General features: G+C 60.9%; 19 protein-coding genes, 1 tRNA gene, 2 pseudogenes and 1 riboswitch. Of the genes and pseudogenes, 14 read left to right on the plus strand and 8 right to left on the minus strand.

What is annotated here, in order from left to right:
* Positions 1-28: 28 nt before the first annotated feature.
* The 4 genes from CQ002_RS16405 to CQ002_RS16420 form a co-directional block, all read right to left on the minus strand.
* The gene (locus tag CQ002_RS16405; RefSeq protein WP_034106790.1) at positions 29-433 is read right to left on the minus strand and encodes an META domain-containing protein; all 405 of its coding nucleotides are present in this window, start codon (positions 431-433) and stop codon (positions 29-31) included.
* The gene (locus tag CQ002_RS16410) at positions 430-870 is read right to left on the minus strand and encodes a hypothetical protein (protein ID WP_034106787.1); all 441 of its coding nucleotides are present in this window, start codon (positions 868-870) and stop codon (positions 430-432) included. The genes CQ002_RS16405 and CQ002_RS16410 overlap by 4 nt, the downstream gene beginning before the upstream one ends.
* Positions 871-941: 71 nt before the next feature.
* Positions 942-1,931: a 2-hydroxyacid dehydrogenase gene (locus tag CQ002_RS16415; RefSeq protein ID WP_034106785.1), complete on the minus strand. Its 990-nt coding sequence runs from the start codon at positions 1,929-1,931 to the stop codon at positions 942-944.
* 120 nt (positions 1,932-2,051) lie between these two features.
* Entirely contained in the window at positions 2,052-4,805 is a 2,754-nt protein-coding gene (locus CQ002_RS16420) for a response regulator (protein WP_034106784.1), read from the minus strand.
* A 205-nt stretch (positions 4,806-5,010) separates the two neighbouring features.
* Between CQ002_RS16420 and CQ002_RS16425 the strand changes: the two genes are divergently transcribed.
* Positions 5,011-5,739, plus strand: a complete 729-nt coding sequence (locus CQ002_RS16425; protein WP_034106783.1) for a response regulator transcription factor — start codon at positions 5,011-5,013, stop codon at positions 5,737-5,739.
* Positions 5,726-7,096, plus strand: coding sequence for a sensor histidine kinase (locus tag CQ002_RS16430; protein ID WP_105162490.1), 1,371 nt, complete (start codon positions 5,726-5,728; stop codon positions 7,094-7,096). The genes CQ002_RS16425 and CQ002_RS16430 overlap by 14 nt, the downstream gene beginning before the upstream one ends.
* Here the strand turns inward: CQ002_RS16430 and CQ002_RS16435 are convergent.
* On the minus strand, positions 7,093-7,608 hold the full coding sequence (locus CQ002_RS16435) for a DUF2062 domain-containing protein (protein WP_034106781.1): 516 nt from the start codon (positions 7,606-7,608) through the stop codon (positions 7,093-7,095). The two genes, CQ002_RS16430 and CQ002_RS16435, sit on opposite strands and share 4 nt — an antisense overlap.
* A 135-nt stretch (positions 7,609-7,743) precedes the next feature.
* Between CQ002_RS16435 and CQ002_RS16440 the strand changes: the two genes are divergently transcribed.
* From CQ002_RS16440 to murB, 8 genes are all read left to right on the plus strand, one after another.
* Entirely contained in the window at positions 7,744-9,969 is a 2,226-nt protein-coding gene (locus CQ002_RS16440) for a DNA internalization-related competence protein ComEC/Rec2 (RefSeq protein WP_105162489.1), read from the plus strand.
* Positions 9,970-10,065: 96 nt separating this feature from the next.
* Positions 10,066-10,701, plus strand: a complete 636-nt coding sequence (locus CQ002_RS16445; protein WP_012724911.1) for a MotA/TolQ/ExbB proton channel family protein — start codon at positions 10,066-10,068, stop codon at positions 10,699-10,701.
* Positions 10,698-11,126 carry a biopolymer transporter ExbD gene (locus CQ002_RS16450; RefSeq protein ID WP_034106779.1) on the plus strand — a complete coding sequence of 143 codons (429 nt, stop codon included), beginning with the start codon at positions 10,698-10,700 and terminating at the stop codon, positions 11,124-11,126. The genes CQ002_RS16445 and CQ002_RS16450 overlap by 4 nt, the downstream gene beginning before the upstream one ends.
* Positions 11,126-12,136, plus strand: coding sequence for a tetraacyldisaccharide 4'-kinase (gene lpxK / locus CQ002_RS16455; RefSeq protein WP_034106778.1), 1,011 nt, complete (start codon positions 11,126-11,128; stop codon positions 12,134-12,136). Before CQ002_RS16450 ends, lpxK begins: the two co-directional genes overlap by 1 nt.
* Before the next feature lie 24 nt (positions 12,137-12,160).
* Positions 12,161-12,346 (plus strand): Trm112 family protein, encoded by a 186-nt coding sequence (locus CQ002_RS16460; RefSeq protein ID WP_003174668.1) that lies wholly within the window; start codon positions 12,161-12,163, stop codon positions 12,344-12,346.
* The gene (gene kdsB / locus CQ002_RS16465) at positions 12,343-13,107 is read left to right on the plus strand and encodes a 3-deoxy-manno-octulosonate cytidylyltransferase (RefSeq protein ID WP_105162488.1); all 765 of its coding nucleotides are present in this window, start codon (positions 12,343-12,345) and stop codon (positions 13,105-13,107) included. The genes CQ002_RS16460 and kdsB overlap by 4 nt, the downstream gene beginning before the upstream one ends.
* Positions 13,107-13,571 carry a low molecular weight protein-tyrosine-phosphatase gene (locus CQ002_RS16470; protein WP_034106774.1) on the plus strand — a complete coding sequence of 155 codons (465 nt, stop codon included), beginning with the start codon at positions 13,107-13,109 and terminating at the stop codon, positions 13,569-13,571. The genes kdsB and CQ002_RS16470 overlap by 1 nt, the downstream gene beginning before the upstream one ends.
* Positions 13,568-14,587 carry a UDP-N-acetylmuramate dehydrogenase gene (murB, locus tag CQ002_RS16475; protein ID WP_105162487.1) on the plus strand — a complete coding sequence of 340 codons (1,020 nt, stop codon included), beginning with the start codon at positions 13,568-13,570 and terminating at the stop codon, positions 14,585-14,587. Before CQ002_RS16470 ends, murB begins: the two co-directional genes overlap by 4 nt.
* An 81-nt stretch (positions 14,588-14,668) precedes the next feature.
* Here the strand turns inward: murB and CQ002_RS16480 are convergent, their stop codons facing one another.
* A complete protein-coding gene (locus tag CQ002_RS16480) occupies positions 14,669-15,340 on the minus strand; it encodes a Bax inhibitor-1/YccA family protein (RefSeq protein ID WP_003174664.1) in 672 nt (223 codons plus the stop codon).
* A gap of 152 nt (positions 15,341-15,492) precedes the next feature.
* On the opposite strand from CQ002_RS16480, the gene CQ002_RS16485 reads away from it, so the two are divergent.
* A tRNA-Ser gene (locus CQ002_RS16485) sits at positions 15,493-15,583 on the plus strand.
* Between the two features lie 127 nt (positions 15,584-15,710).
* Here CQ002_RS16485 and CQ002_RS28920 read toward each other — a convergent pair.
* Positions 15,711-16,076: pseudogene (locus CQ002_RS28920) on the minus strand (integrase); the annotation flags it as partial.
* Positions 16,077-16,124: 48 nt separating this feature from the next.
* Between CQ002_RS28920 and CQ002_RS28575 the strand changes: the two are divergent.
* A pseudogene (locus tag CQ002_RS28575) lies at positions 16,125-16,322 on the plus strand (hypothetical protein); the annotation flags it as partial.
* A gap of 269 nt (positions 16,323-16,591) precedes the next feature.
* On the opposite strand, the gene CQ002_RS16505 reads toward CQ002_RS28575, so the two are convergent.
* Positions 16,592-17,068, minus strand: coding sequence for a GNAT family N-acetyltransferase (locus tag CQ002_RS16505; protein ID WP_105162486.1), 477 nt, complete (start codon positions 17,066-17,068; stop codon positions 16,592-16,594).
* Between the two features lie 1,408 nt (positions 17,069-18,476).
* On the opposite strand from CQ002_RS16505, the gene CQ002_RS16515 reads away from it, so the two are divergent.
* Both CQ002_RS16515 and CQ002_RS28580 read left to right on the plus strand, forming a co-directional pair.
* On the plus strand, positions 18,477-20,132 hold the full coding sequence (locus tag CQ002_RS16515) for a methyl-accepting chemotaxis protein (RefSeq protein ID WP_105162484.1): 1,656 nt from the start codon (positions 18,477-18,479) through the stop codon (positions 20,130-20,132).
* A 669-nt stretch (positions 20,133-20,801) separates the two neighbouring features.
* On the plus strand, positions 20,802-21,407 hold the full coding sequence (locus CQ002_RS28580) for a hypothetical protein (RefSeq protein ID WP_234010328.1): 606 nt from the start codon (positions 20,802-20,804) through the stop codon (positions 21,405-21,407).
* Positions 21,408-21,891: 484 nt separating this feature from the next.
* Positions 21,892-21,964, plus strand: a riboswitch (Fluoride riboswitch).
* The last annotated feature ends 48 nt before the right edge of the window (positions 21,965-22,012 follow it).

A 22,012-nucleotide genomic window follows, 5' to 3' on the forward strand; every position in this document is an offset into this window, starting at 1 on the left:
CCCACCGTTGGATCGCGAGAGGCTAGGGTTAGCCTTCTTCCAGCCACAAACGAATCGGCTTGCCCTCGGCCGGCCAGAACCGCGTCTGTTCGATTGGCGAGATGTCCCAGCGCTGCACGCCTTGCAGGGCCTGGAAGAAGCGATGTTCCTGCTCCATCAGTGCCTCGGCGCACAGCTTGCGGGTGCTGCCAATCTTGCCGAAGCTGAGCGTGTCGCCGTCGACGGTGTACGGCGCAAACCAATGGTTGCAACCGCCATTGCCGTAGGCGCGGCCATCGGCACCGAGGGTCACGGTGAGGTGGGCGTAATCCATCAGCGGCCGTTCGCCAATCCATTCCACCACGTAGCTGTGATCCTGCTTGAGCTTGACCGAATTGTCGGCGCAGCCCGTCACGGCCGCACCGATGGCGGCGAGCAGAAGCAGGCCTCTCATTGCGCGGCCTTCTGGCATTTCGGGCAGCGATGCTTGTCGCCCTCGCTGGCCCAGCCCAGCTCGGCGATTCGCGCGTTGGCCGCGGGTTGCAGCGGCGCTTTGGTCAGCTTGGTTTCCACCGCGAATTCAAACTCCAGCACGCTGTCGCAGCTGTCGCAATTGACCTTCCAGGTGTGAATCTCCAACTCGCCGAATTTCGGCCCCTGGGCCATGGCGACCCACTGGCCTGCCGGACGGATGGAGTAGCGCGCGTCACCTTCGACGGTGAGGCGCATCGACAGGGTTTTACTGCCGCGCAGGGTGACGATCAGCACGTCGCCATGCTTGATCGAACCACCGTTGCCAGTGACCTGGTAACGGCCCGGCACCAGGGCGCGGCATTCGATCAGGGTGTGTTGCGGGCTCAGCAAACTGAAGCGGAAATCGTGTTCGGCCATGGATCCTCCAAATAGGCGCGGCATCCTATCACGGGTGCTGGCTCATCATGAGCCTGGTATGTGACCGCTGATCATCCTTCGACAAGGTTCTGCGCCCGGCCTTCGGCCCAGGCGGCAATGTTGGCCAGGGTGGTGCCAGCGATGGCCGCCAGTGCTTCGCGCGTCAGGAACGCCTGGTGGGCGGTGATGATCACATTGGGGAAGGTCAGCAGGCGCGCGAGGACGTCATCCTGCAGGGGCAAGTCGGAGCGGTCCTCGAAAAACAGCTGCGCTTCTTCCTCATACACATCCAGCCCCAGGTAGCCGAGCTGGCCGTCCTTGAGTGCCTCTATCAGCGCCGGAGTGTCGACCAGCCCTCCGCGCCCCGTGTTGATCAGCATCGCCCCGGGCTGCATCTGCGCCAGGGAGCGGGCGTTGATCAAATGCTTGCTGTCGGCGGTCAGCGGGCAGTGCAGGCTGATGATCTGCGCCTGGGCCAGCAATTCGGGCAGGCTCACGTAATGCGCGCCCAATGCCTGCACCTGCGGGTTGGGGAAGGGGTCGTAAGCGAGCAACTGGCAACCGAAGCCGGCCATGATCTTGGCGAACGTGGCGCCGATTTGTCCGGTACCGACCACGCCGACGGTCTTGCCTACCAAGTCGAAACCGGTGAGGCCATGCAGGCTGAAATCGCCGTCACGGGTGCGGTTGTAGGCGCGGTGCAGGCGACGGTTGAGGGCGAGAATCAGCGCCACCGCATGTTCGGCCACCGCGTGGGGCGAATAGGCCGGCACGCGCACAATGGTCAAGTCCAGGCGCTTGGCGGCGACCAGGTCGACGTGGTTGTAGCCCGCCGAGCGCAGGGCGATCAGCCGCGTACCGCCCTTGGCCAACTGTTCCAGCACCGGGGCACTGAGGTCGTCGTTGATGAAGGCACAGACCACCTCGTGATGTTCCGCCAGGGCGACGGTGTCGAGGTTGAGGCGGGCGGGCTGGAATTGCAGCGCCAGGCCCGGCGGTAGCGGCTCGCCGAGAAAGCTGTCGCGGTCGTAGGCCTGGCTGCTGAAAAGAATGACGCGCATTGAAAGGCTCCCTGCAATTACTCATGAAGGAACAGGCGCTTGTGATGAGCGGGCGTGCTTGGCGCGCGATGCGGTGACCTGACACGCCGGCTCACCGCAGGAGCCTGTTCCTGTGCAAAATTAGGCGTTGACCCGCGCTTCACTGGCGAGTCGGGCAATGGCCATGTCCAGTTCGTCCAGCGCCTGCACCGCCTTGGCGTCGTCCTGCTTGAGCAGGGTTTCGGCGCGGTGGCAGGCGGCCCGCAATTGCGGCACGCCGCAGTAACGGGTCGCACCATGCAGGCGGTGCACGCGTTCGATCAGGGCGTTGTTGTCTTTGGCATCACGGGCGAGGGTGATGGCCAGGCGATCGGCCTCCAGGGAAGCCAGTAGCATCGCCAGCATATCCGCTGCCAGGTCTGCCTTGCCGGCCGCCAGGCGCAGCCCCTCCTCGTGGTCGAGCACCGGAAGCTGCACGCCCGGGCCGAGGCCGTCGGTGGCGCGTTCCGGGCCTTGGTTGCGCAGGGCCAGGCCGGTCCACTTCAGCACCACCTGGGCCAGTTGCCGTTCGCTGATGGGTTTGGTCAGGTAGTCGTCCATGCCGCTTTGCAGCAAGGCGCGTTTTTCGTTCGCCATGGCGTGGGCGGTGAGGGCGACTACCGGCAGTGGCGTACCGCTGCGTTCGCTCTCCCACTGGCGGATCGCCTCGGTGCTCTGGCGGCCGTCCATGCCGGGCATCTGCACGTCCATCAGCACCAGGTCGAAAGTGTCCTGTTTTACCGCGTCGACGGCCGCATAACCGCTTTCCACGGCGCGCACCCGTGCGCCCATGTCTTCCAGCAGGGTTTGTACCAGCAGCAGGTTTGCCGGGTTGTCGTCCACGCACAGCACGCGCGGTGCCCGGCTGGACAATGGCTCGCCCGGTTCGCTGCGCGACGGGCGCGGGCTGATCAGGTCTGACAGCGCCCGGCGCAGTTTGCGCGTGCACGCCGGCTTGGCCTGCAACTGGCTGTTGGGGTTGGGGACCGACTGGTTGAACAGCATCTGTTCGGTGGTGGGGCATAGCACCAGCACCTTGCAGCCCAAGTGCTCAAGGTCCCACAGGTGCTGGTTGAGGCGCTCGGGCGGGATGTCATTGGCGGTCACGCCGAGGACCGCGAGGTCTATGGCCTGATCGGTCTGGTGGGCACTGGTGATGCCATTGGTCAAGCTTTCCAGGCTGGTGAACGGCGTGACTTCCAGGCCGCAGTCTTCCAGTTGATGTTGCAACGCCTGGCGGGCCAGCTCGTGGTTTTCCAGCACGGCCACGCGATGGCCCAACAGGGGCGCGGAGGGCAGGTCTTCGACATCGTCACGGGTCTTGGGCAGGTTCAGGCTGATCCAGAACTCCGAGCCTTCGCCCGGCGTACTTTCGACACCGATTTCACCGCCCATCTGCTCGATCAAACGCTTGGAGATCACCAGTCCCAACCCTGTGCCCCCGGGTTGGCGCGACAGTGAGTTGTCGGCCTGGCTGAAGGCCTGGAACAGGGCGCGCACATCCTGGCTGGACAGGCCGATGCCGGTGTCCTGCACGCTGATGCGCAATTGCACGCTGTCTTCCTGCTCGTCCTCGATCATTGCCCGGGCCACGATGGTGCCTTCGCGGGTGAACTTGATCGCGTTGCTGATCAGGTTGGTGAGGATCTGCTTGAGGCGCAGCGGGTCACCCACCAGTGCCAGCGGCGTGTCACGGTAGACCAGGCTTACCAGTTCCAACTGCTTGGCATGCGCGGCAGGAGCGAGGATGGTCAGGGTGTCTTGCAGCAAGTCCCGCAGGTTGAACGGGATGCTGTCGAGCACCAACTTGCCGGCTTCGATTTTCGAGAAGTCGAGGATCTCGTTGATGATGCCCAGCAGGTTGTCGGCGGATTTTTCGATGGTGCCCAGGTAGTCGAGTTGACGCGGGGTCAGCTCGCTCTTTTGCAGCAAATGGGTAAAGCCGAGGATACCGTTGAGTGGCGTGCGGATTTCGTGGCTCATGTTGGCCAGGAATTCGGACTTGATGCGGCTGGCCTCCAGGGCCTCCTTGCGCGCCAGGTCCAGCTCGATGTTCTGGATCTCGATGGTTTCCAGGTTCTGGCGCACGTCTTCGGTGGCCTGGTCGATGCTGTGCTGCAGTTCTTCCTGGGCGTTCTGCAAGGTCTCGGCCATGCGGTTGATGCCAGAGGCGAGCTGGTCCAGTTCCTGGCTGCCCAGGGGCGGAAGGCGGGTTTCCAGATTGCCGTCCTTGAGTTGGGCCACGGCTTGCTTGATCTGGCCGATCGGCGAATTGATCGTGCGGCTGATACGTAACGCCAGGGCCGCGGTGCAGATCAGGCCGATGGCAATCAGCAAGAGGCTGGCGAACAGGCTGCGGTAGCCGCGCAGCAACATGCCGTTGTGGGACAGTTCCACCTCGACCCAGCCCAGCAAGCGGTCGGCTTCATCCGGGATCAGGTCGCCGGCGAGGTTGCGATGGCGGCCAAACACTGGCAGCAGGTAACGGGTGGCGTCGTTGCCGGTGCGCTGCAGCAGGTGCGAGCTGTTGCCGATGGGCGGCTGGTTGAGCATGGTCGGGCCGGCGTGGGCGAGGGATGCACGGTCCGGGCTGAGGAACGACACGGCGCGAACGTCCGGCTGTTCCAGGGACTGGGTGGCAATGCGCTCCAGCAGGTCGGTGTTGCGCGCGCTCAGGGCGGGAGCCACCAGCGGCGCCAACTGTTCGGCGATCATCTCACCACGTTGCAGCAATTGGGACTGCAGTTCGGAGAGCTGCATCCAGGTGAAGTAGCCGCCCAGCAACGAGGCCATCAGGCTGGTCGGTAATAAGGTCAGCAACAGTACGCGGCCTTTTATCCCCATTCTTGTCAGCACGCCACTCTCCTGCTACCACATTGATATCTACGGAATTGCCCGGGCATCCGGCCCGCGCACCTGCGCAGTGTAGCCATTTGCGCGGCATGGAATCTTGCAAATTAATGACACACGGCAATCTTCGCGCCCTTTGGCGCCCGGTGGCGATTGCCTGCGGCGGGGTAATCTTGAATAATCAGCCATTGAGAATGACTTGCAGATACTAATGAATCCCGCAGCAATCGGCCTACCCAGTATCCTGACCATCGAAGATGACCCCGTGCTGGGCGCCTATGTCCATGAGCACCTGGGCCGCTGTGGTTTCCATGTCACCTGGTGCCAGAACGGCCAGCAAGGCCTGCAGATGGCGCGCGACCAAGCGTTCGACGTTGTGCTGATGGATATTTTGCTGCCGGGGATGGATGGCCTGTCGATCCTCACTCATCTGCGCCAGAGCCATTCGATCCCGGTGATCCTGATGTCCGCGCTCGGCGCCGAGGCCGATCGCATCAGTGGTTTTCGCCTGGGCGCCGATGACTACCTGCCCAAACCGTTCAGCATGATCGAATTGCGTGTGCGCATTGAAGCCATCCTGCGCCGGGTGGCCCTCGACCGGCGCCCGGTGCCGACCCTGGCACCGGTGCGCGACGACGCCCGCACCCTGCGCTTCGACGATGAACTGTGCGATGTTTTCCACCTGGGGCACTGGGCCGGGCTGACCCGCAGCGAATACCGCCTGTTGGAAACCCTGCATCGCAACAGCGAAGAAGTCCTCAGCAAAGCCTTTCTTTACCAGCATGTATTGCAACGCGGTTATGCCCCCCATGACCGCAGCCTCGACATGCACATCAGCCAGATCCGCCGCAAGCTCAAGGCCATCGGCTACACCGAGCGCGAAGTCCGCACAGTGTGGGGCAAAGGCTATGTGCTGAGCGGTCTCGATGACAGCCTTTGAGCGCCCCCTGAAACGGCTGCCGGGCAAGCACTCGTTATTCTGGAAGCTGGCATGTCTGCTGATCGCCTTCTGTCTGCTGATGATCTGGCTCAGTTGGTCGTGGGGCCGGTACATGGAGCAGCAGAACGCCTACTTGTCCGACGAGGCGCGTAACACCTTGAGGGGGTACGCGGTTGGCGCCGAACAGGCCTGGAACCGCGGCGGTAGCGCAGGCGTCGAGGCGTGGTTGGAGGCGATGGGCAAGCGTGAAACCACCTGGATAGGCGTGATCGGCAACGACCTGCAGTCGTTGAGCAGCTACCCGCTGACCGACAAGGAAAGCCAGCGCCTGACCTTTCTGCGTGGCCTGGACTGGCCGGTGAGCCGGCATGGCAAAGGCCTGCCGTGGCTGAAGATCCCGTTTCCTGCTGACCCCGATGCGGGTTCGCTGGTGATCGAGTTGCCGCAGCGCTTCATGCCGGGACGCTATCAACTGTTCTGGCGGGTGGTGACCAATGGGGTGATCCCCGGCCTGTTTACCCTGCTGCTGTGCATCGGCTTGTATCGGTTGCTGATCATGCCCCTCAATCAATTGCGCGAGCAGGCCAATGCCTGGCGCGCCGACCAGTTGAATACACGCCTGTCCCACGACGCCACCAGTCGCCAGGATGAACTGGGCGAGCTGGGCCGGGCGTTCGACCATATGTCTGAGCGTCTGCAGGGCACCGTGGTATTGCAGCAGCAACTGCTGCGGGACATGTCCCATGAACTGCGCACACCGCTGAGCCGCTTGCGAGTGGCCTGTGACAGCGAGCAAGACCTGGCGCAGTTGCGCGAGCGGCTGGGCCGTGAGATCGACGCCATGCAGCGCCTGGTGGAAGACAGCCTGCAACTGGCCTGGCTGGACACTGAGCGGGCGCCGTTGCCCCAGGAAAACATCCAGCTGCAGGCGTTATGGGACATGCTGCGCGAAAACGCATGCTTCGAAAGCGATTGGCCGTCCTCGCGCTTGCCCTGCCTGCTGGGCGCAGAGTGCTGGGTGCGCGGCAACCTGAATGCGTTGGCCCAGGCCCTGGAAAACATCCTGCGCAACGCCATCCGCCATTCGCCGGCGGGCGGCGTGGTCAGCCTGGATGGGCGTCGCGAGGGGGACTATTGGCATGTGTGGCTGGAGGACCAGGGCGGCGGGATCGATGAGGGCGACCTGGAGCGGATCTTCGCGCCCTTCACCCGCCTGGACGGTTCACGCCCCGGCGATGGCGGCTTCGGCCTGGGCCTGAGCATCGCCCGCAATGCGGTGCAACGCCAGGACGGCAGCCTGTGGGCGGAAAATACCGGGCAAGGTTTGCGCGTGCACCTGCGCTTGCGGGCCTGCTAAGCGCGCCGCTGTTTGCGTTTTTTCCACTGGTGGGCCACCCACCAGCGCCAATAGCCCATGGTCAGGCAGTAGGCGAGTGCGCCCAGCACCAGCCCCAACACCACCGACCCCAGCAGGAATGGCTGCCATACCGTGCTGAGTTGGCCGCTGATCCATTCCCAGGTCAGATCATCGGGCAGGCTGCGAGGTGGCACATTCATCAGCCAGGCGCCGGTCATGTAGGTACAGATGAAGACCACCGGCATGGTAATCGGGTTGGTCAGCCACACCAGGCTGACCGCGATGGGCATGTTGCCGCGCACTGTGATCGCCAGGACCGCCGCCAGCAGCATCTGCAACGGAATCGGAATAAAAGCCGCGAACAACCCCACGGCCATGGCGCGTGCGACCGAGTGCCGGTTGAGGTGCCAGAGGTTCGGGTCATGCAGCAACGTACCGAGAAACTGTAATGACTTGTGTTCCCGGATACTGCTGGGGTCGGGCATGTACCGTTTGAATAGGCGCCGGGGCATAAGGGGTCCAGGTCAGTTCGAGGGGCAAGTATGCCCGCATTCTATAAACAGAAAATTCAGACTTTGTGACAAAACATCATAGGCACTGCTGGGCAGCCGGCTAAGACTGAGTGGATCACTTGAAAAGGATGATTCATGAGGACAGGGATGGTCGCGCTGGCGCTGGGGTTGCTGAGCCTGCGCTTTTTACCGGCATTGCCGGCTACCGGCTGGCTGATCGCCTTATTGGTGCTGGCATTGATGCTGTTGCCGTTTCGCACTTACCCGTTGGCGTTTTTCCTGCTGGGGCTGAGTTGGGCCTGCGTCAGCGCGCAGTGGGCGTTGGATGATCGCCTGAGGCCGGCACTGGATGGCCAGACACGTTGGGTGGAAGGGCGGGTCACCGGGCTGCCGCAACAGACGGGTGAGGGCGTGCGTTTTGTCCTGACCGACAACCGGTCGCGCAATGCCCGGTTGCCCAAACGCATTCGGGTGTCCTGGCGAGGCGGGCCACCGGTCCGCAGTGGTGAGCGCTGGCGCCTGGCAATCACCCTCAAGCAACCGGCCGGGCTGTTGAATTTTCACGGATTTGACCAGGAAGCCTGGCTGCTGGCCCAGCGCATCGGCGCCACCGGCTCGGTGAAGGACGGCGAGCGCCTGGCACCGGCCCACAACGCCTGGCGCGACAGTGTGCGCCAGCGCCTGATGGCGGTGGATGCCCAGGGCCGGGAAGCCGGCCTGACTGCCCTGGTGCTGGGGGATGGCTCCGGGTTGGCCGCTGCCGATTGGCAGGTGTTGCAGGACACGGGCACCGTGCATCTGCTGGTCATCTCCGGCCAACACATCGGTTTGTTGGCGGGCTTGATCTATGGGTTGATCGCCGGGCTGGCGCGCTACGGCTGCTGGCCCCGAACCTGGCCGTGGCTGCCATGGGCGTGTGGCCTGGCATTCAGCGCCGCGCTGGGCTACGGCTTGCTGGCAGGGTTTGGCGTGCCGGTGCAGCGTGCCTGCGTGATGGTCGGCCTGGTGTTGTTGTGGCGGTTGCGCTTCCGGCATCTGGGGCTCTGGTGGCCGCTGCTGCTGGCACTCAATGGGGTGCTGGTCCTGGAACCCTTGGCCAGCCTGCAGCCGGGCTTCTGGCTGTCGTTTGCGGCGGTAGCGGTATTGATCCTGGCGTTCGGTGGACGACTGGGGCCATGGAGCCTGTGGCAGGCGTGGACCCGGCCGCAGTGGTTGATTGCCATTGGGTTGTTTCCGGTGTTGCTGGTGCTGGGGCTGCCTATCAGCCTGAGCGCGCCGTTCGCTAACCTTGTGGCGGTGCCGTGGATCAGCCTGGTGGTGTTGCCACTGGCGTTGCTGGGGACGGCGTTGCTGCCGTTGCCGTTTGTGGGGGAAGGATTGCTCTGGCTGGCGGGCGGTGCGCTGGAGGGTTTGTTCGAGGGCTTGGCGTGGCTGGCCGCGCAGGTGCCGGCCTGGATCCCGGCCGAAGTGCCGATGGGCTATTGGTTGGTGAGCCTGTTCGGTGCCGTGTTGCTCCTGCTGCCCAAGGGCGTGCCGTTTCGCTTGCTGGGCTGGCCGATGCTGATGCTGGCCGTGTTTGCGCCACGCGAACTGGTTCCCCATGGCCAGGTAGACGTGGTGCAATTGGATGTAGGGCAGGGGCAGGCGTTGATCTTGCGTACCCGTCACCATGCCTTGCTGTATGACGCCGGCCCGCGCTCCGGAACCTTTGACCTGGGCGCGCGCGTGGTGCTGCCGTCGCTGCGAAAACTTGGGGTAGGGGCCTTGGACCTGATGCTGCTCAGCCATGCCGACGCCGATCATGCCGGCGGCGCGACGGCGATAGCCAAGGGCCTGCCGATCAAGCGCGTGGTGGGCGGGGAAACCGAGGGTCTGCCGGCGCTGCTCGGCACCCAGCCGTGTATCAGTGGCGAGCGCTGGACCTGGGACGGTGTCACGTTCGAACTCTGGCAATGGCCTGGTGCTATCACCGGTAACCCGAAGTCCTGCGTGTTGCAGGTGCAGGCCAATGGCGAGCGCCTGTTGCTGACCGGTGACATTGACCGCGCCGCCGAACAGGCCATGCTCGGTTCACCGCTGGCGGTGCCCACTCATTGGTTGCAGGCGCCACACCATGGCAGTCGCAGTTCTTCATCCTGGGCGTTCCTGGAGCGCCTTGCCCCGCAGTCCGTGCTTATTTCACGGGGGCGGGGCAATGCGTTCGGCCATCCCCATCCGCAGGTGATGGCGCGTTACCAGCGGTTGGGCAGCCAGGTGTATGACAGTGCCGAGCACGGGGCCGTGCGCCTGCAACTCGGGGCTTTCGCGCCGCCGGTTGTTGCGCGCAGTCAACGCAGGTTCTGGCGCGAGCGGTTACCGTAGGGACGAGTGGTCATGGCCGATGGAGGCGGTGGTCGACGAACCCCGCCGCCGAACCTATATGGTAAAGTGGCGCACTTTTTCGAGGGGACATTCACTGTGTGGGAATTGGTCAAATCCGGCGGCTGGATGATGTTGCCGATCATCATGAGCTCTATCGCCGCACTCGGCATCGTCGCCGAACGCCTGTGGACCCTGCGCGCCAGTCGCGTCACCCCCGAGCATCTGCTGGGGCAGGTCTGGAGCTGGATCAAGAACAAGCAACTGGACAAGGACAAACTCAAGGAGCTGCGCGCCAACTCCCCGTTGGGTGAAATCCTTGCTGCGGGCCTGGCCAACTCCAAGCATGGTCGCGAGATCATGAAGGAGTGCATCGAAGAAGCCGCCGCCCGCGTCATCCATGAACTGGAGCGCTACATCAACGCCCTCGGCACCATCGCCGCCATGGCGCCATTGCTCGGCTTGCTGGGCACGGTGCTGGGCATGATCGATATTTTCAGCTCGTTCATGGGCTCGGGCATGACCACCAACGCGGCGGTGTTGGCCGGGGGGATCTCCAAGGCGCTGATCACCACGGCGGCGGGCCTGATGGTGGGTATTCCTTCGGTGTTCTTCCACCGTTTCCTGCAGCGTCGCATTGATGAACTGGTGGTGGGCATGGAACAGGAAGCCATCAAGCTGGTGGAAGTGGTACAGGGCGACCGTGATGTGGACCTGGTTGGGGGCAAAGCGTGAAATTTCGCCGCAAGCAACGGGAAAATGTCGATATCAACCTCGCGTCGCTGATCGACGTGGTGTTTATCCTGCTGCTGTTTTTTGTCGTCACCACCACCTTCACCCGGCAAACCGAGCTGCGCGTCGACCTGCCGGAAGCCGTGAGCGGTTCGCCGGCCGAAGACCAGGAAGTCAAGCAACTGGACATCGCCATCAGCGCCGACGGGGTGTTTTCGGTGAATAACCAGTTGCTCGAGAAAAACGACCTCGCCAGCCTCATGGACGCCTTGCAAAAAGAGTCTGGCGGTGACAACAAGCTGCCGCTGTCCATCAGCGCCGACGGCAAGACCCAGCACCAGGCCGTGATCACCGCGATGGATGCGGCCGGCAAGCTCGGCTTCAGCCATCTGCGCATGACCACGGTCGAGGCGGCGAGCCAACCCTGATGGCCATGTCCGATCGTTTGCTCAAGGCCTGGTACGAGGGCCATCCGGCGCTCACGCTGTTGCGGCCGCTGGAGTCGTTGTATCGCCGGGTTGTGCAGCGCAAGCGCGCCCGCTTCCTGGCGGGTGAGGGCGAGATCTACCAATCGCCGGTGCCGGTGGTGGTGGTCGGGAATATCACCGTGGGTGGCACTGGCAAGACGCCGTTGATCCTCTGGTTGATCGAACACTGCCGACGCAGCGGGTTGCGCGTAGGCGTGGTCAGCCGGGGTTATGGCGCCAAGCCACCGCAGTTGCCATGGCGCGTCGAAGCCAGCCACAGCGCTGACATGGCGGGCGACGAGCCTTTGCTGATCGTGCAGCGCTGCGGCGTACCGCTGATGATCGACCCTGATCGCAGCCGTGCGGTCCGGGCGCTGCTGGCCAGCGAAACCCTGGACCTGATCCTCTCCGACGACGGCCTGCAGCATTACCGCCTGGCCCGTGACCTGGAACTGGTGCTGATCGACGCCGCCCGTGGCCTGGGCAACCGCCGTTGCCTGCCGGCAGGGCCGTTGCGCGAACCTGCGGATCGACTGCAGAGCGTCGATGCGCTGCTGTATAACGGCGCCGCCAGTGACCGGGACGACGGCTTTGCCTTTCGCCTGCAGCCTACCGCACTGGTCAACCTACAGACCGGCGAACGCCAGCCGGTGGATCACTTCGCGCCGGGCCAGCAGGTGCATGCGGTTGCCGGCATCGGCAACCCGCAGCGTTTCTTCAACACCCTTGAAACGCTACACTGGCGGCCGATAGCCCATGCGTTTGCCGACCATGCGCCTTACAGCGCCGAGGTCTTGAATTTTACGCCGTCATTGCCGTTGGTCATGACCGAGAAGGACGCGGTGAAGTGCCGCGCCTTTGCCCAGCCAGACTGGTGGTACCTTGCGGTGGATGCGCTGCCGTCGCCGGCGTTCGTCGCCTGGTTCGACACGCAGCTGATGCGACTGCTGCCTGCCCGTCTCTTGCCTTAAACCGCTTCTATCCAGGAAACACTCATGGACACCAAACTGCTCGACATCCTCGCTTGCCCGATCTGCAAAGGCCCGCTCAAGCTCAGCGCCGACAAAACCGAGCTGATCAGCAAAGGCGCCGGCCTGGCTTACCCGATCCGTGACGGCATCCCGGTGATGCTGGAAAGCGAAGCCCGCACCCTGACTACCGATGAGCGCCTGGATAAATGACCACAGCCTTTACCGTTGTCATTCCCTCCCGCTATGCGTCGACCCGCCTGCCGGGCAAGCCGCTGCAATTGATCGGCGACAAGCCGATGATCCAGCTGGTGTGGGAACAGGCCTGCAAAAGCAGCGCCGAGCGCGTGGTCGTCGCCACTGATGATCCGCGCATCATCGAAGCCTGCAAAGGCTTTGGTGCCGACGCAGTGCTGACGCGCGAAGACCACAACTCTGGCACCGACCGCCTTGCTGAAGTGGCGACCAAACTCGGGCTGGCGCCTGATGCCATCGTGGTCAACGTGCAAGGTGACGAGCCGTTGATCCCGCCGAGTGTGATCGACCAGGTGGCCGCCAACCTGGCCACCCATGGCGAAGCGCGCATGGCGACCCTGTCCGAACCGATCGAGGACATTGATACGCTGCTCAACCGGGGCGTGGTCAAAGTGGTCACCGATATCAATGGCCTGGCGTTGACGTTCAGTCGTTCGGTCCTGCCTTGGGCGCGGGACGCGTTCGCCAAGAGTCCCGACGTGTTGCCAGAGGGCGTGCCATATCGTCGCCATATTGGCATTTACGCCTACCGCGCCGGCTTCCTGCATGACTTCGTCAGCTGGGGCCCGTGCTGGCTGGAAAACACCGAGTCCCTGGAGCAACTGCGGGCGCTGTGGCATGGCGTGCGCATCCACGTGGGCGATGCGCTGGAAGCACCGCCGGCCGGTGTCGATACCTTCGAAGACCTTGAGCGCGTCCGTCGCCTGCTGGGGGCCTGATGGAGGTTCTGTTTGTCTGCCTGGGAAATATCTGTCGCTCGCCCACCGCAGAGGGTGTACTGCGCCATAAATTGCGCGAAGCCGGGCTGGCAGGGCAGGTGGATGTAGCGTCCGCCGGCACGGGTGAATGGCATATCGGCAACCCGCCGGACCAACGCAGCCAGCGCGCGGCGTTGGTGCGCGGTTACGACCTGTCGGCCCAGCGTGCCCAGCAGGTCTCCCGCGCCGACTTTGCGCGCTATGACCTGATCCTGGCCATGGACCACAGCAACCTGCGCAACCTCAAGGCCATGCAGCCAAGCCAGGGCAAGGCGGAGCTGGACCTGTTCCTGCGCCGTTACGAGGCCGAGGTGGACGAAGTGCCCGACCCGTACTACGAAGGTGAACAAGGCTTCGAGCGGGTCCTGGACTTGATCGAACGTGCCTGTGATTTATTGGTGATCGAATTGAAGGGGCGGTTATGACCTTGCAGGTGCTTGCGCAGGTATCGCTCAAGCCATTCAACAGTTTTGGCATTGATGTCCGTGCCCAGCTGTTCGCCGAGGCCCACAGCGACAGCGATGTACGGGAGGCCCTGACTTACGCCACCGCGCACAAGGTGCCGCTGCTGGTCATCGGTGGTGGCAGCAACCTGCTGCTGACCCAGGATGTCCAGGCGCTGGTCCTGCGCATGGCCACTCAAGGCATCCGTGTGCTGCATGATGACGGCCTGCAGGTGGTAGTCGAGGCCGAAGCGGGCGAAGCCTGGCATCCTTTTGTGTTGTGGACCCTGGAGCAGGGTTTCTTCGGCCTGGAAAACCTCAGCCTCATCCCTGGCACCGTGGGCGCAGCGCCCATGCAGAATATCGGCGCCTACGGTGTGGAGATCAAGGATGTATTCGCCGGCCTCACCGCCCTGGATCGCCATACCGGCGAACTGCGCGACTTCAGCCTGGAAGAATGCAACTTCGCCTACCGCGACAGCCTGTTCAAGCACGAGACCGGGCGTTGGTTGATCCTGCGCGTGCGTTTCGCCCTGAGCCGCGCCAGCCACCTCAAGCTCGACTACGGCCCGGTGCAGCAGCGCCTGGCGGGGCAGGGGATCACCGAGGCGACGCCGAGCGACGTCAGCCGTGCAATCTGCAGCATTCGCCGGGAAAAACTGCCGGACCCGGCAGAGCTTGGCAATGCCGGGAGCTTCTTCAAGAACCCCTTGGTGTCCCACGTGCTGGCGGCTGAGCTGCAGGCGCTGTACCCGGACCTGGTGGCGTATCCGCAGGCCGATGGGCAGATGAAGCTCGCGGCCGGCTGGCTGATCGACAAGGCCGGCTGGAAGGGCTTTCGTGACGGTGATGCCGGCGTTCACAAGCTACAGGCGCTGGTGCTGGTCAACTATGGCGGTGCCTCGGGGCACGATATCGCCAACCTGGCCCGGCGCATCCAGCAGGACATTGCAGAGCGCTTCAAGGTAGAGCTGGAAATGGAACCCAACCAGTACTGATCGGCTGGTCCTGCCTGTTAGGGTAGACAATAAAAATGCCCCGTATCTTTCGATACGGGGCATTTTTTATTGCGCTGGTGATCAGTCGTCGCGGCTCATGATGCCGAAGATCTGCAACAGGCTGATGAACAGGTTGTAAATCGACACATACAGGCTGACGGTCGCCATGATGTAGTTACGCTCACCACCGTGGATGATCGCGCTGGTCTGGAACAGGATGCACACCGAGGAAAACAGCACAAAACCTGCGCTGATCGCCAGTTGCAGGCCGCTGATCTGGAAGAACATGCCTGCAACCACGGCTGCCAGCAGCACGAAGAAACCTGCGGTGATGAAGCCGCCCAGGAAGCTCATGTCCTTGCGGGTGATCAGCACGTAGGCCGACAGACCACCAAACACCAGGGCCGTCATGGCAAACGCCGAGCTCACCACTTCCGCACCACCGGCCATGCCGAGGTAACGGTTGAGGATCGGGCCGAGGATAAAGCCCATGAAACCGGTCAAGGCAAATGCCGACACCAGGCCCCAGGCCGAGTCACGCAGCTTGTTGGTCAGGAAGAACAGACCATAGAAGCCGATCAGCACGACAAAGATATTCGGGTAGCCGACGCGCATCTGTTGGGCCACGAACGCCATCACGCCGCTGAATGCGAGGGTAAGGGCGAGCAAGCCATAGGTGTTGCGCAACACGCGGCTGACTTCAAGCTGCTCAGCCTGCGCGTTGCCATTCACTGCGTAATTCTGTTCGCGCATGGCGACACTCCTTCGGTTTTGAAACGTTCAGTCGCAAAGATCATAACAGACGCTCTGTAACAAGCGATGCCGAGAGTTTGACAGTGTGTTTCATTCGGGTATTATGGCGCCCGCTGAGACGGGATGGGCTACTATAATCCTGTGATGCACAAGGGAAATTGGCAGAGTGGTTGAATGCACCGGTCTTGAAAACCGGCGGACGTTAATAGCGTCTCCAGGGTTCGAATCCCTGGTTTCCCGCCAAGATTCAAACAAAAGCCCCGCACTAGCGGGGCTTTTGTGTTTCTGCGCTTCGACAAAGCTATCAGCTTACAGACCGAGCGTTTCCGCATCATTTCAGGCGGTTTCCGCAACTCGTTGCGAATTGCGGTCAGCGAGTCGGCTTTACGATCTCCACGATGCGTCGATAAAGGGTCTCGGTTATCCGCTTGTCTGTGTGGCCCAAGGGCCGGCTTGCATCTCCTAGGCCGAGGATCTCGCTTGCAGCCTTGGGGCGGATGTCGCGGAACTGGAACTTTCGAATGCGGGCTGCCAACACGCCATCGCCGTTTTCTCTGGCGATGGTGATCGCCTTGTCGCGAGCATCGTCGAAGCGGAGACGGAGCATGTGCTTTGTAACCTGCCTGTCGTCCTCGGTGACTATGAGGTAAGGGTTTCTGACACCGCGCAAGCGTCTCTGCTCGATCAGCCTCTCCACCAGAGTGCCCAGCTCATTGAGTGCGCCGGCGGCGGTCAGCGGCTGCCACCTTTCGATATTTTCAGCCAGCAGTTCTTCGGGATGAGCTACACCCGTGCTCTGATCAGCTACGACAACCCGGGGAACAACTTCGATACTGTTGTCACCGCCGTGGCGGACGCCAAGCTCCAGCGGCGCTATGGCGACAATCCGCTTGAGATCAGCGCCATCGGCTGCACCCGCGAATCTGAGGCCCAGCGCCGTGGTAAGTGGTCGCTGCTCACAAACTCCAAGGATCGGTCGGTTAGAGAATGGCGGCTGGGGCATCTCCGTGTGCATGGACAAGCCGACGATATCGCTGATGACAATATTCATCACCTCATCACAGTAATGAAAATCGCGGGCGCCCGTAATAAACAGTCTTGCTACTGATATCGCCAGTTGATTCAAAAGATCGCGACTGTCGATCTGCAGGTGCTCACACATGACACTTACAAGGGCTGAAACCGACCCAAAGCTGACTTTCGTCAGTGAATCAAATACCTCCAAGCGCCCGTGGAGGTATGCAGAATAAATCACTCCAACTCAAGTTCCATGTGAATGATTTCTATGGGTTGCCCACCCACACCATGGCTGAAAAAACCGTGCTTTTGTGTCACAAAGCCATGTTTTTTATAGAAGCCTTCAGCATTCAAAGTCGACTCTACCTTTATGACGCGGATGCCAGGCCCACGCGCATTATCAATACCTGTCTTGAGCAAATGAGCACCGAGCCCCTTACTGGAGGCCTCGAGAAGAAGAAAAAGCCGTGTCACTTCTCCTGGCTCTGAATCCACAAATCCAACTATCCTTCCCAGCTGCAGCGCCACGACCATTTGCCCTTGCTTTATCAGTTGCTCATAAAACTCTGGGGTTCTTTCGCCCATCCAGCCATTGAGTTGCTCTGGGGTATAGAGTCCGTTCGACAGCTCGGTTATTGACTGCCGAGTGACATGGAAAATAGCTAGGCCATCTCCTGGCAGTGCAGTCCGAAGGGTAAATTCCTTTTTCATGTCCGCTACTCTTTTTTCTGATTTATGGTGCCCTTGAATATTGTTCGAAGGTCAGCTTTTGGCCGACTGCTGCCATTCACGAGCGAAAAACATCTGCCTTTTCGGTGATGGATTGGAGTTATTAATCCTGTAGGCCACGTATTCCTTGCTCTACAGAGCCGACCTGAAAGCTGCGTACCACTTTCGTACCAACACTACTTCCAAGCAGTGACGCCCTGCTCCTCAAGACAGGCGGCAATCGACCCTATGCGGACACTGGCTAACGTTGCTCCCCCACGTCCAGGACCATCGTCAGCGAATCACCCAACAGAACACGCAAATCATCCATTTGCCATGCACTCAGGAAGAACTGTGAGCCAGATTGGGTTTCGAGGGGCATCGAAAAATATGGCGGCAGAGTTCGCCTCAGGCTTTCAGGGTATGCGATGAAGACTGTATCTCCTTGAACGCCCACACCTGCAAATCCGGTGGTGCATCTGACTTCGAATGCTCCGTAGTTACATCGCTGTATCTCAAGTGGTAAACGGATCACGGCTCCGACTTGGCATTTGCGAATCGCCCGAGAGATCGCGTTGAATTCGGATGCGCCCCCCAACAGCCGGACCTCATTGATGGAAATGTGAACGAGCAATTTTCGCACCTTACTGACCTTGGCATCTGTTTAGCCTAACAAGGCTAGACTGCCGTCGGTAAGGGCAAACGGCGCTTGAGGTGCTCCGTCCCAAGAACAGAGCTGATGGCGGCGACACTATGTGGTCAGATCCAGGTATCTCGCGTGACTGGGGGGTTTGTGAGCGACCGACCACTATCGGCCAGAAGCGGTCATTCAGGACGGAGATAACTGGCGTCTGACAAGCTGGCAAAATCGACCAATCGGACGTTCATGTCGATAAATCCGCTAGTCCGTCTCATGCTCGACCAGCCGGCATCAATGTCCCGCAAGTGGCGCAATCAATCCCATCGAGTTCTCGCAGCGCGCGGCTCGCGATTAAAACGCAACAGCCCCTAGCGCAGCGCAGGCTCACAATTAGCGCGTACCTGTACAGAAATAACTCCACACATTTTTACAGCGCTCGCAGGGTTCTATCGGCCCCACGATGGCCTTCGGCTGTATCGCCGCCAAACAGTCGTCAGCTCGATAGCCAAACCTCTATTTCCCCCGCCTGCCAGAAATCGAAGGTTGCTGTCCGTTCATCGGGATTGAGTGATGTCATTACGACATCACGGCAAGATAGCTGTACAAGAGTTGTACAAGAAATAAAACTTGTACAGGTTTCGGCTAGCCAAAAAATAACGCCGCTACTCGTTGCCGTCGAACAAAAGAATACCTGCGCAGGATGCGGACCAAGGGCGGATACATACGCTTGCAGGTGTCCCTAAATTGCTCCTCTCATTACGCAGGTACATCATGCCATCGCACACTCCCCGGCTCTCTACACGTACCAGTCTCTATGCCGGCTATGCCAGCCTGCTCGCGTTTATGTTGCTGATCGCCGCTATCTCGCTGTACGCGCTGGCCAGCAGCAATAAAGACTTTTTTCTCTACGTTAATGGCGTTGATGCACGCACGCGCCTGGTCAACGCACTGAACGACGCCGCCGCCCAGCGCGCGATTGCCCTGCGTAACATCGCCTTGAACAGCAATGTCACCGCAAGAGGACAGCAGCGGGGCGCGATTGCCGTCAACGAACAAATGGTGGCCAGCAGCCTCGCCGCGCTACGCCAGGCAATCGATAACCATGATGATGTGTCGCCCAAGGCACGTGAACTGTTCTCAACCATCGAGCAGGTCGAGAGCCGCTACAAACCGGTAGCGCACACCATTGCCGAGCACCTGTTCAAGGGTGAAGACGACGAGGCCCTGCGCATGGTCAGCGAGCAGTGCACACCACTACTGGCCGAGCTCACCCAGGCAATTGGCGAATACCTGCGCTACAGCAACCAGAAGGCAGAACTGCAGGTCAGCGAAAATGACGCACACTATCTGTCACAACGCAACCTGCTGCTCGCCATTACGGCGCTGGCCGTCTTACTAGCAGCGGTATTGGGCTACGTCATCAGCCGCAACCTGCTGCGCGCGCTGGGTGCCGAACCGAGTGAACTCAACCAGCTCGCCCAACGGGTTGCCAAGGGCGATTTGCGCGCTAGCGAGCGCACGATTGAGCCACCACAAGCCAGCATCATGGCTGCCCTCCTGAGCATGCAGGAGAACCTGCGGGACATGACCAAGGGCATAAACCTGTCCTCACAGACCGTGGCCGAATCCAGCCAGGAGCTTAGCCAATCGAGCCTCAGAAACGCCGAAAGCGTGGCCATGGCACAGTGCGAGGTCGAGCAGATCGTCACCGCCGTTCACCAAATGGCCGCCACCGTGCAGGATGTCGCGCGCAATGCCGAATCCGCCGCCAGTGCTGCCAGCGAGGCCGATAGCGCGGCCCTGTACAGCCAGCAGAAGGCCAAAGATGCCGTTAACATGATCGGCGATCTGGCCGAGACAATCGAACAGTCCAACATGGCCATGGGCCGGCTGAAGCATGAAACCGGCAATATCGGCGGCGTGCTTGAAGTCATCAAATCGGTGGCCGACCAGACCAACCTGCTGGCCCTCAACGCAGCCATCGAAGCTGCCCGTGCTGGCGAGGCCGGACGCGGCTTCGCGGTTGTAGCCGACGAGGTGCGCAGCCTGGCACAACGTACCCAGAAGGCCACCTCAGAGATTGAAGGGCTGATCGCCAGTCTGCAGAAAATTGCCGACGAGACCTCGCAGCATATGGAACGCTGCAAGCGTTCCAGTGCGCAGTCGGTGTCCGGCGTTTCCGAGGCCGGTGACGCGGTGAGCACGATCGTAACCATGATCGAGCGGATCAACGGCATGAACCACCAAATCGCCGCTGCCGCCGAGCAGCAGAGTACCGTTGCCGAGCAGATCAGCCGGGGCATCGTGACCGTCAGCGAAAGCGCCGAGCAATCCGCTGCAGCCTTCCGCAGCGCTCAGCAGGAAAGCGAAGGACTGGCACGCACCAGCGTGACTTTGCGAGAGAACATCTCGCGCTTTCAGCTCTAGGGTCTGTTGCCGTTTCATCGCGAGCCGCGTTGCTGCCAGAAATGGCCCCCGGTGAGGCGCAGGACGCCCTGCTATTGGTGGTTTGTGTACGGTCGGCAGGACGCCGGGGGAGGGGGGAAGTCGTTTCCGCAACCTGATGCGCCCCCTTGGTCTATGCGGCTTGCTAGGGCATCAAAAAATGCTCTGGTGCGGAAACGATGAATACCTAAGCTGTTGTCGATGTGTATTGTTAAGTCGGCAGTCTTGAAAACCGGCGGACGTTAATAGCGTCTCCAGGGTTCGAATCCCTGGTTTCCCGCCAAGACTCGAACGAAAGCCCTGCAGTAGCGGGGCTTTTGCGTTTCTGGGGTTTGATGGCCTAAGACGGTTTCTCATGGGGCACCGAAACCTTGACGGGTTCGAAGGGCTTGGCGTCCTCACCAATCCTTCGGTCAACGTATTTGGTGACCGTCCCTATACGGCAATCGGTTCAAGGCGCTTGCGCTTGGTCCACATCGGCACCCATCCCCATCGTCTCTGCAATTTACACGCGCCACCCTTGGGGTGCAGGCGCAGCGTAGTCCCCCACTGATTATCCGATTAGATTTGTGGCTTTTAGGGCGAGCTTTTACTCGTCATCTTTTTGTTTTTTTACTATTATCGTCCATCTGCGTACTCAAGGAAGAGAGGTTGAGCGCCTTGAGTCTGGTAGAAAATTTACACTCGATCAGAGTGAGTTATTACTTTTACCCAGAACCTAACGACTCAGCCAACCGTAATGACCTCTTGGTGGAACCGATGGATAAAATGTGTGGCATCGTTGTAGTGGTAGGACTGGCCCTCTCGGGATGCGCGACGAAAACTCCAGAAAAACCTAACGTGGCTCCACCTCCTGCCGTTGTCCAGGAAGCCCCCCCTGAAGTCGCACATCCGGCACCAGAAAATTGGACTGTTCGCTACGAGGCCGCCCCTGCGAACGCCAGCGCTGACTCCCACGTCCCTGCCGCTCCGGAATCCGTTCAGTCAGAATCAGAGACAAGCCTGAACCAGAACCGCGCTGAGCAATGCCGTAAAGAGCTGGATGTCCTGAAGGTTTACAACAAAGTGTCGTACAACAAATACGAGGCGGAATACCAAGCCATTGCAGCCAAGACGGCTAAATACATGGAAATCAAAGACTCATTAGGTCCTGATTTAAACTATATGGTCATGCCCGCTTATCAATTTCAGATTCGCGAGTTCTGCTTCCGCGTTAAGACCCGTTTGTCGGAGCTCGTGCTTCGCCAAGCCAAGTAATGATTCCACGTTAGGGTGAGTCTTTTGCCCGTGAGGGAAACACTGAAAAAGACTTCCCTCTCTGGTGAAATACTCGCCTCACGCGAATCGATGAGCATTCAAGGCCACGGCCTACGGGCAGTTGCATAGTGGCCTTGAAAGCCGGAGGACGTTAAAAGCGTCTCCAGGGTCCGAATCCCCGGTCTACCGCCAAGATTCAAACGAAAGCCCCGCCTTTGCGGGGCTTTTGCGTTTCTGCGGGTTGGTTCAGCCATCACTCGCACCTTTGATCGTTTGCGCACCATTTCAGGCGGTTTGGGCCACGCTCCGCACATGGCGGTCAGCGAATCGGCTTCACGATCTGCCCGGCACGTCGATGAACCGTTTGCATGACGCCCCCCTCAAGATGGGCTTCGTCGGCAAAAAAGCCACTGAGCTAGACATCCTTCTCATACTGGCTAGCTTTGTAACAAGATTTTACATTTCCGCCAGGGCTGGCTAAGATCGGCCCATTGGAGATGGCATTCCTCCATTAACCAACCGCTGCGCCCGTAGCAGCTGATGATGCCTACAGAAACCTGATCAAACCAGGTCTGTAGGCGTTCGCGCCCAGCATCCGTTTTTGG

This window comes from Pseudomonas sp. MYb13 (assembly GCF_002980075.1).
GTDB classification, from domain to species: Bacteria; Pseudomonadota; Gammaproteobacteria; order Pseudomonadales; family Pseudomonadaceae; genus Aquipseudomonas; species Aquipseudomonas lurida.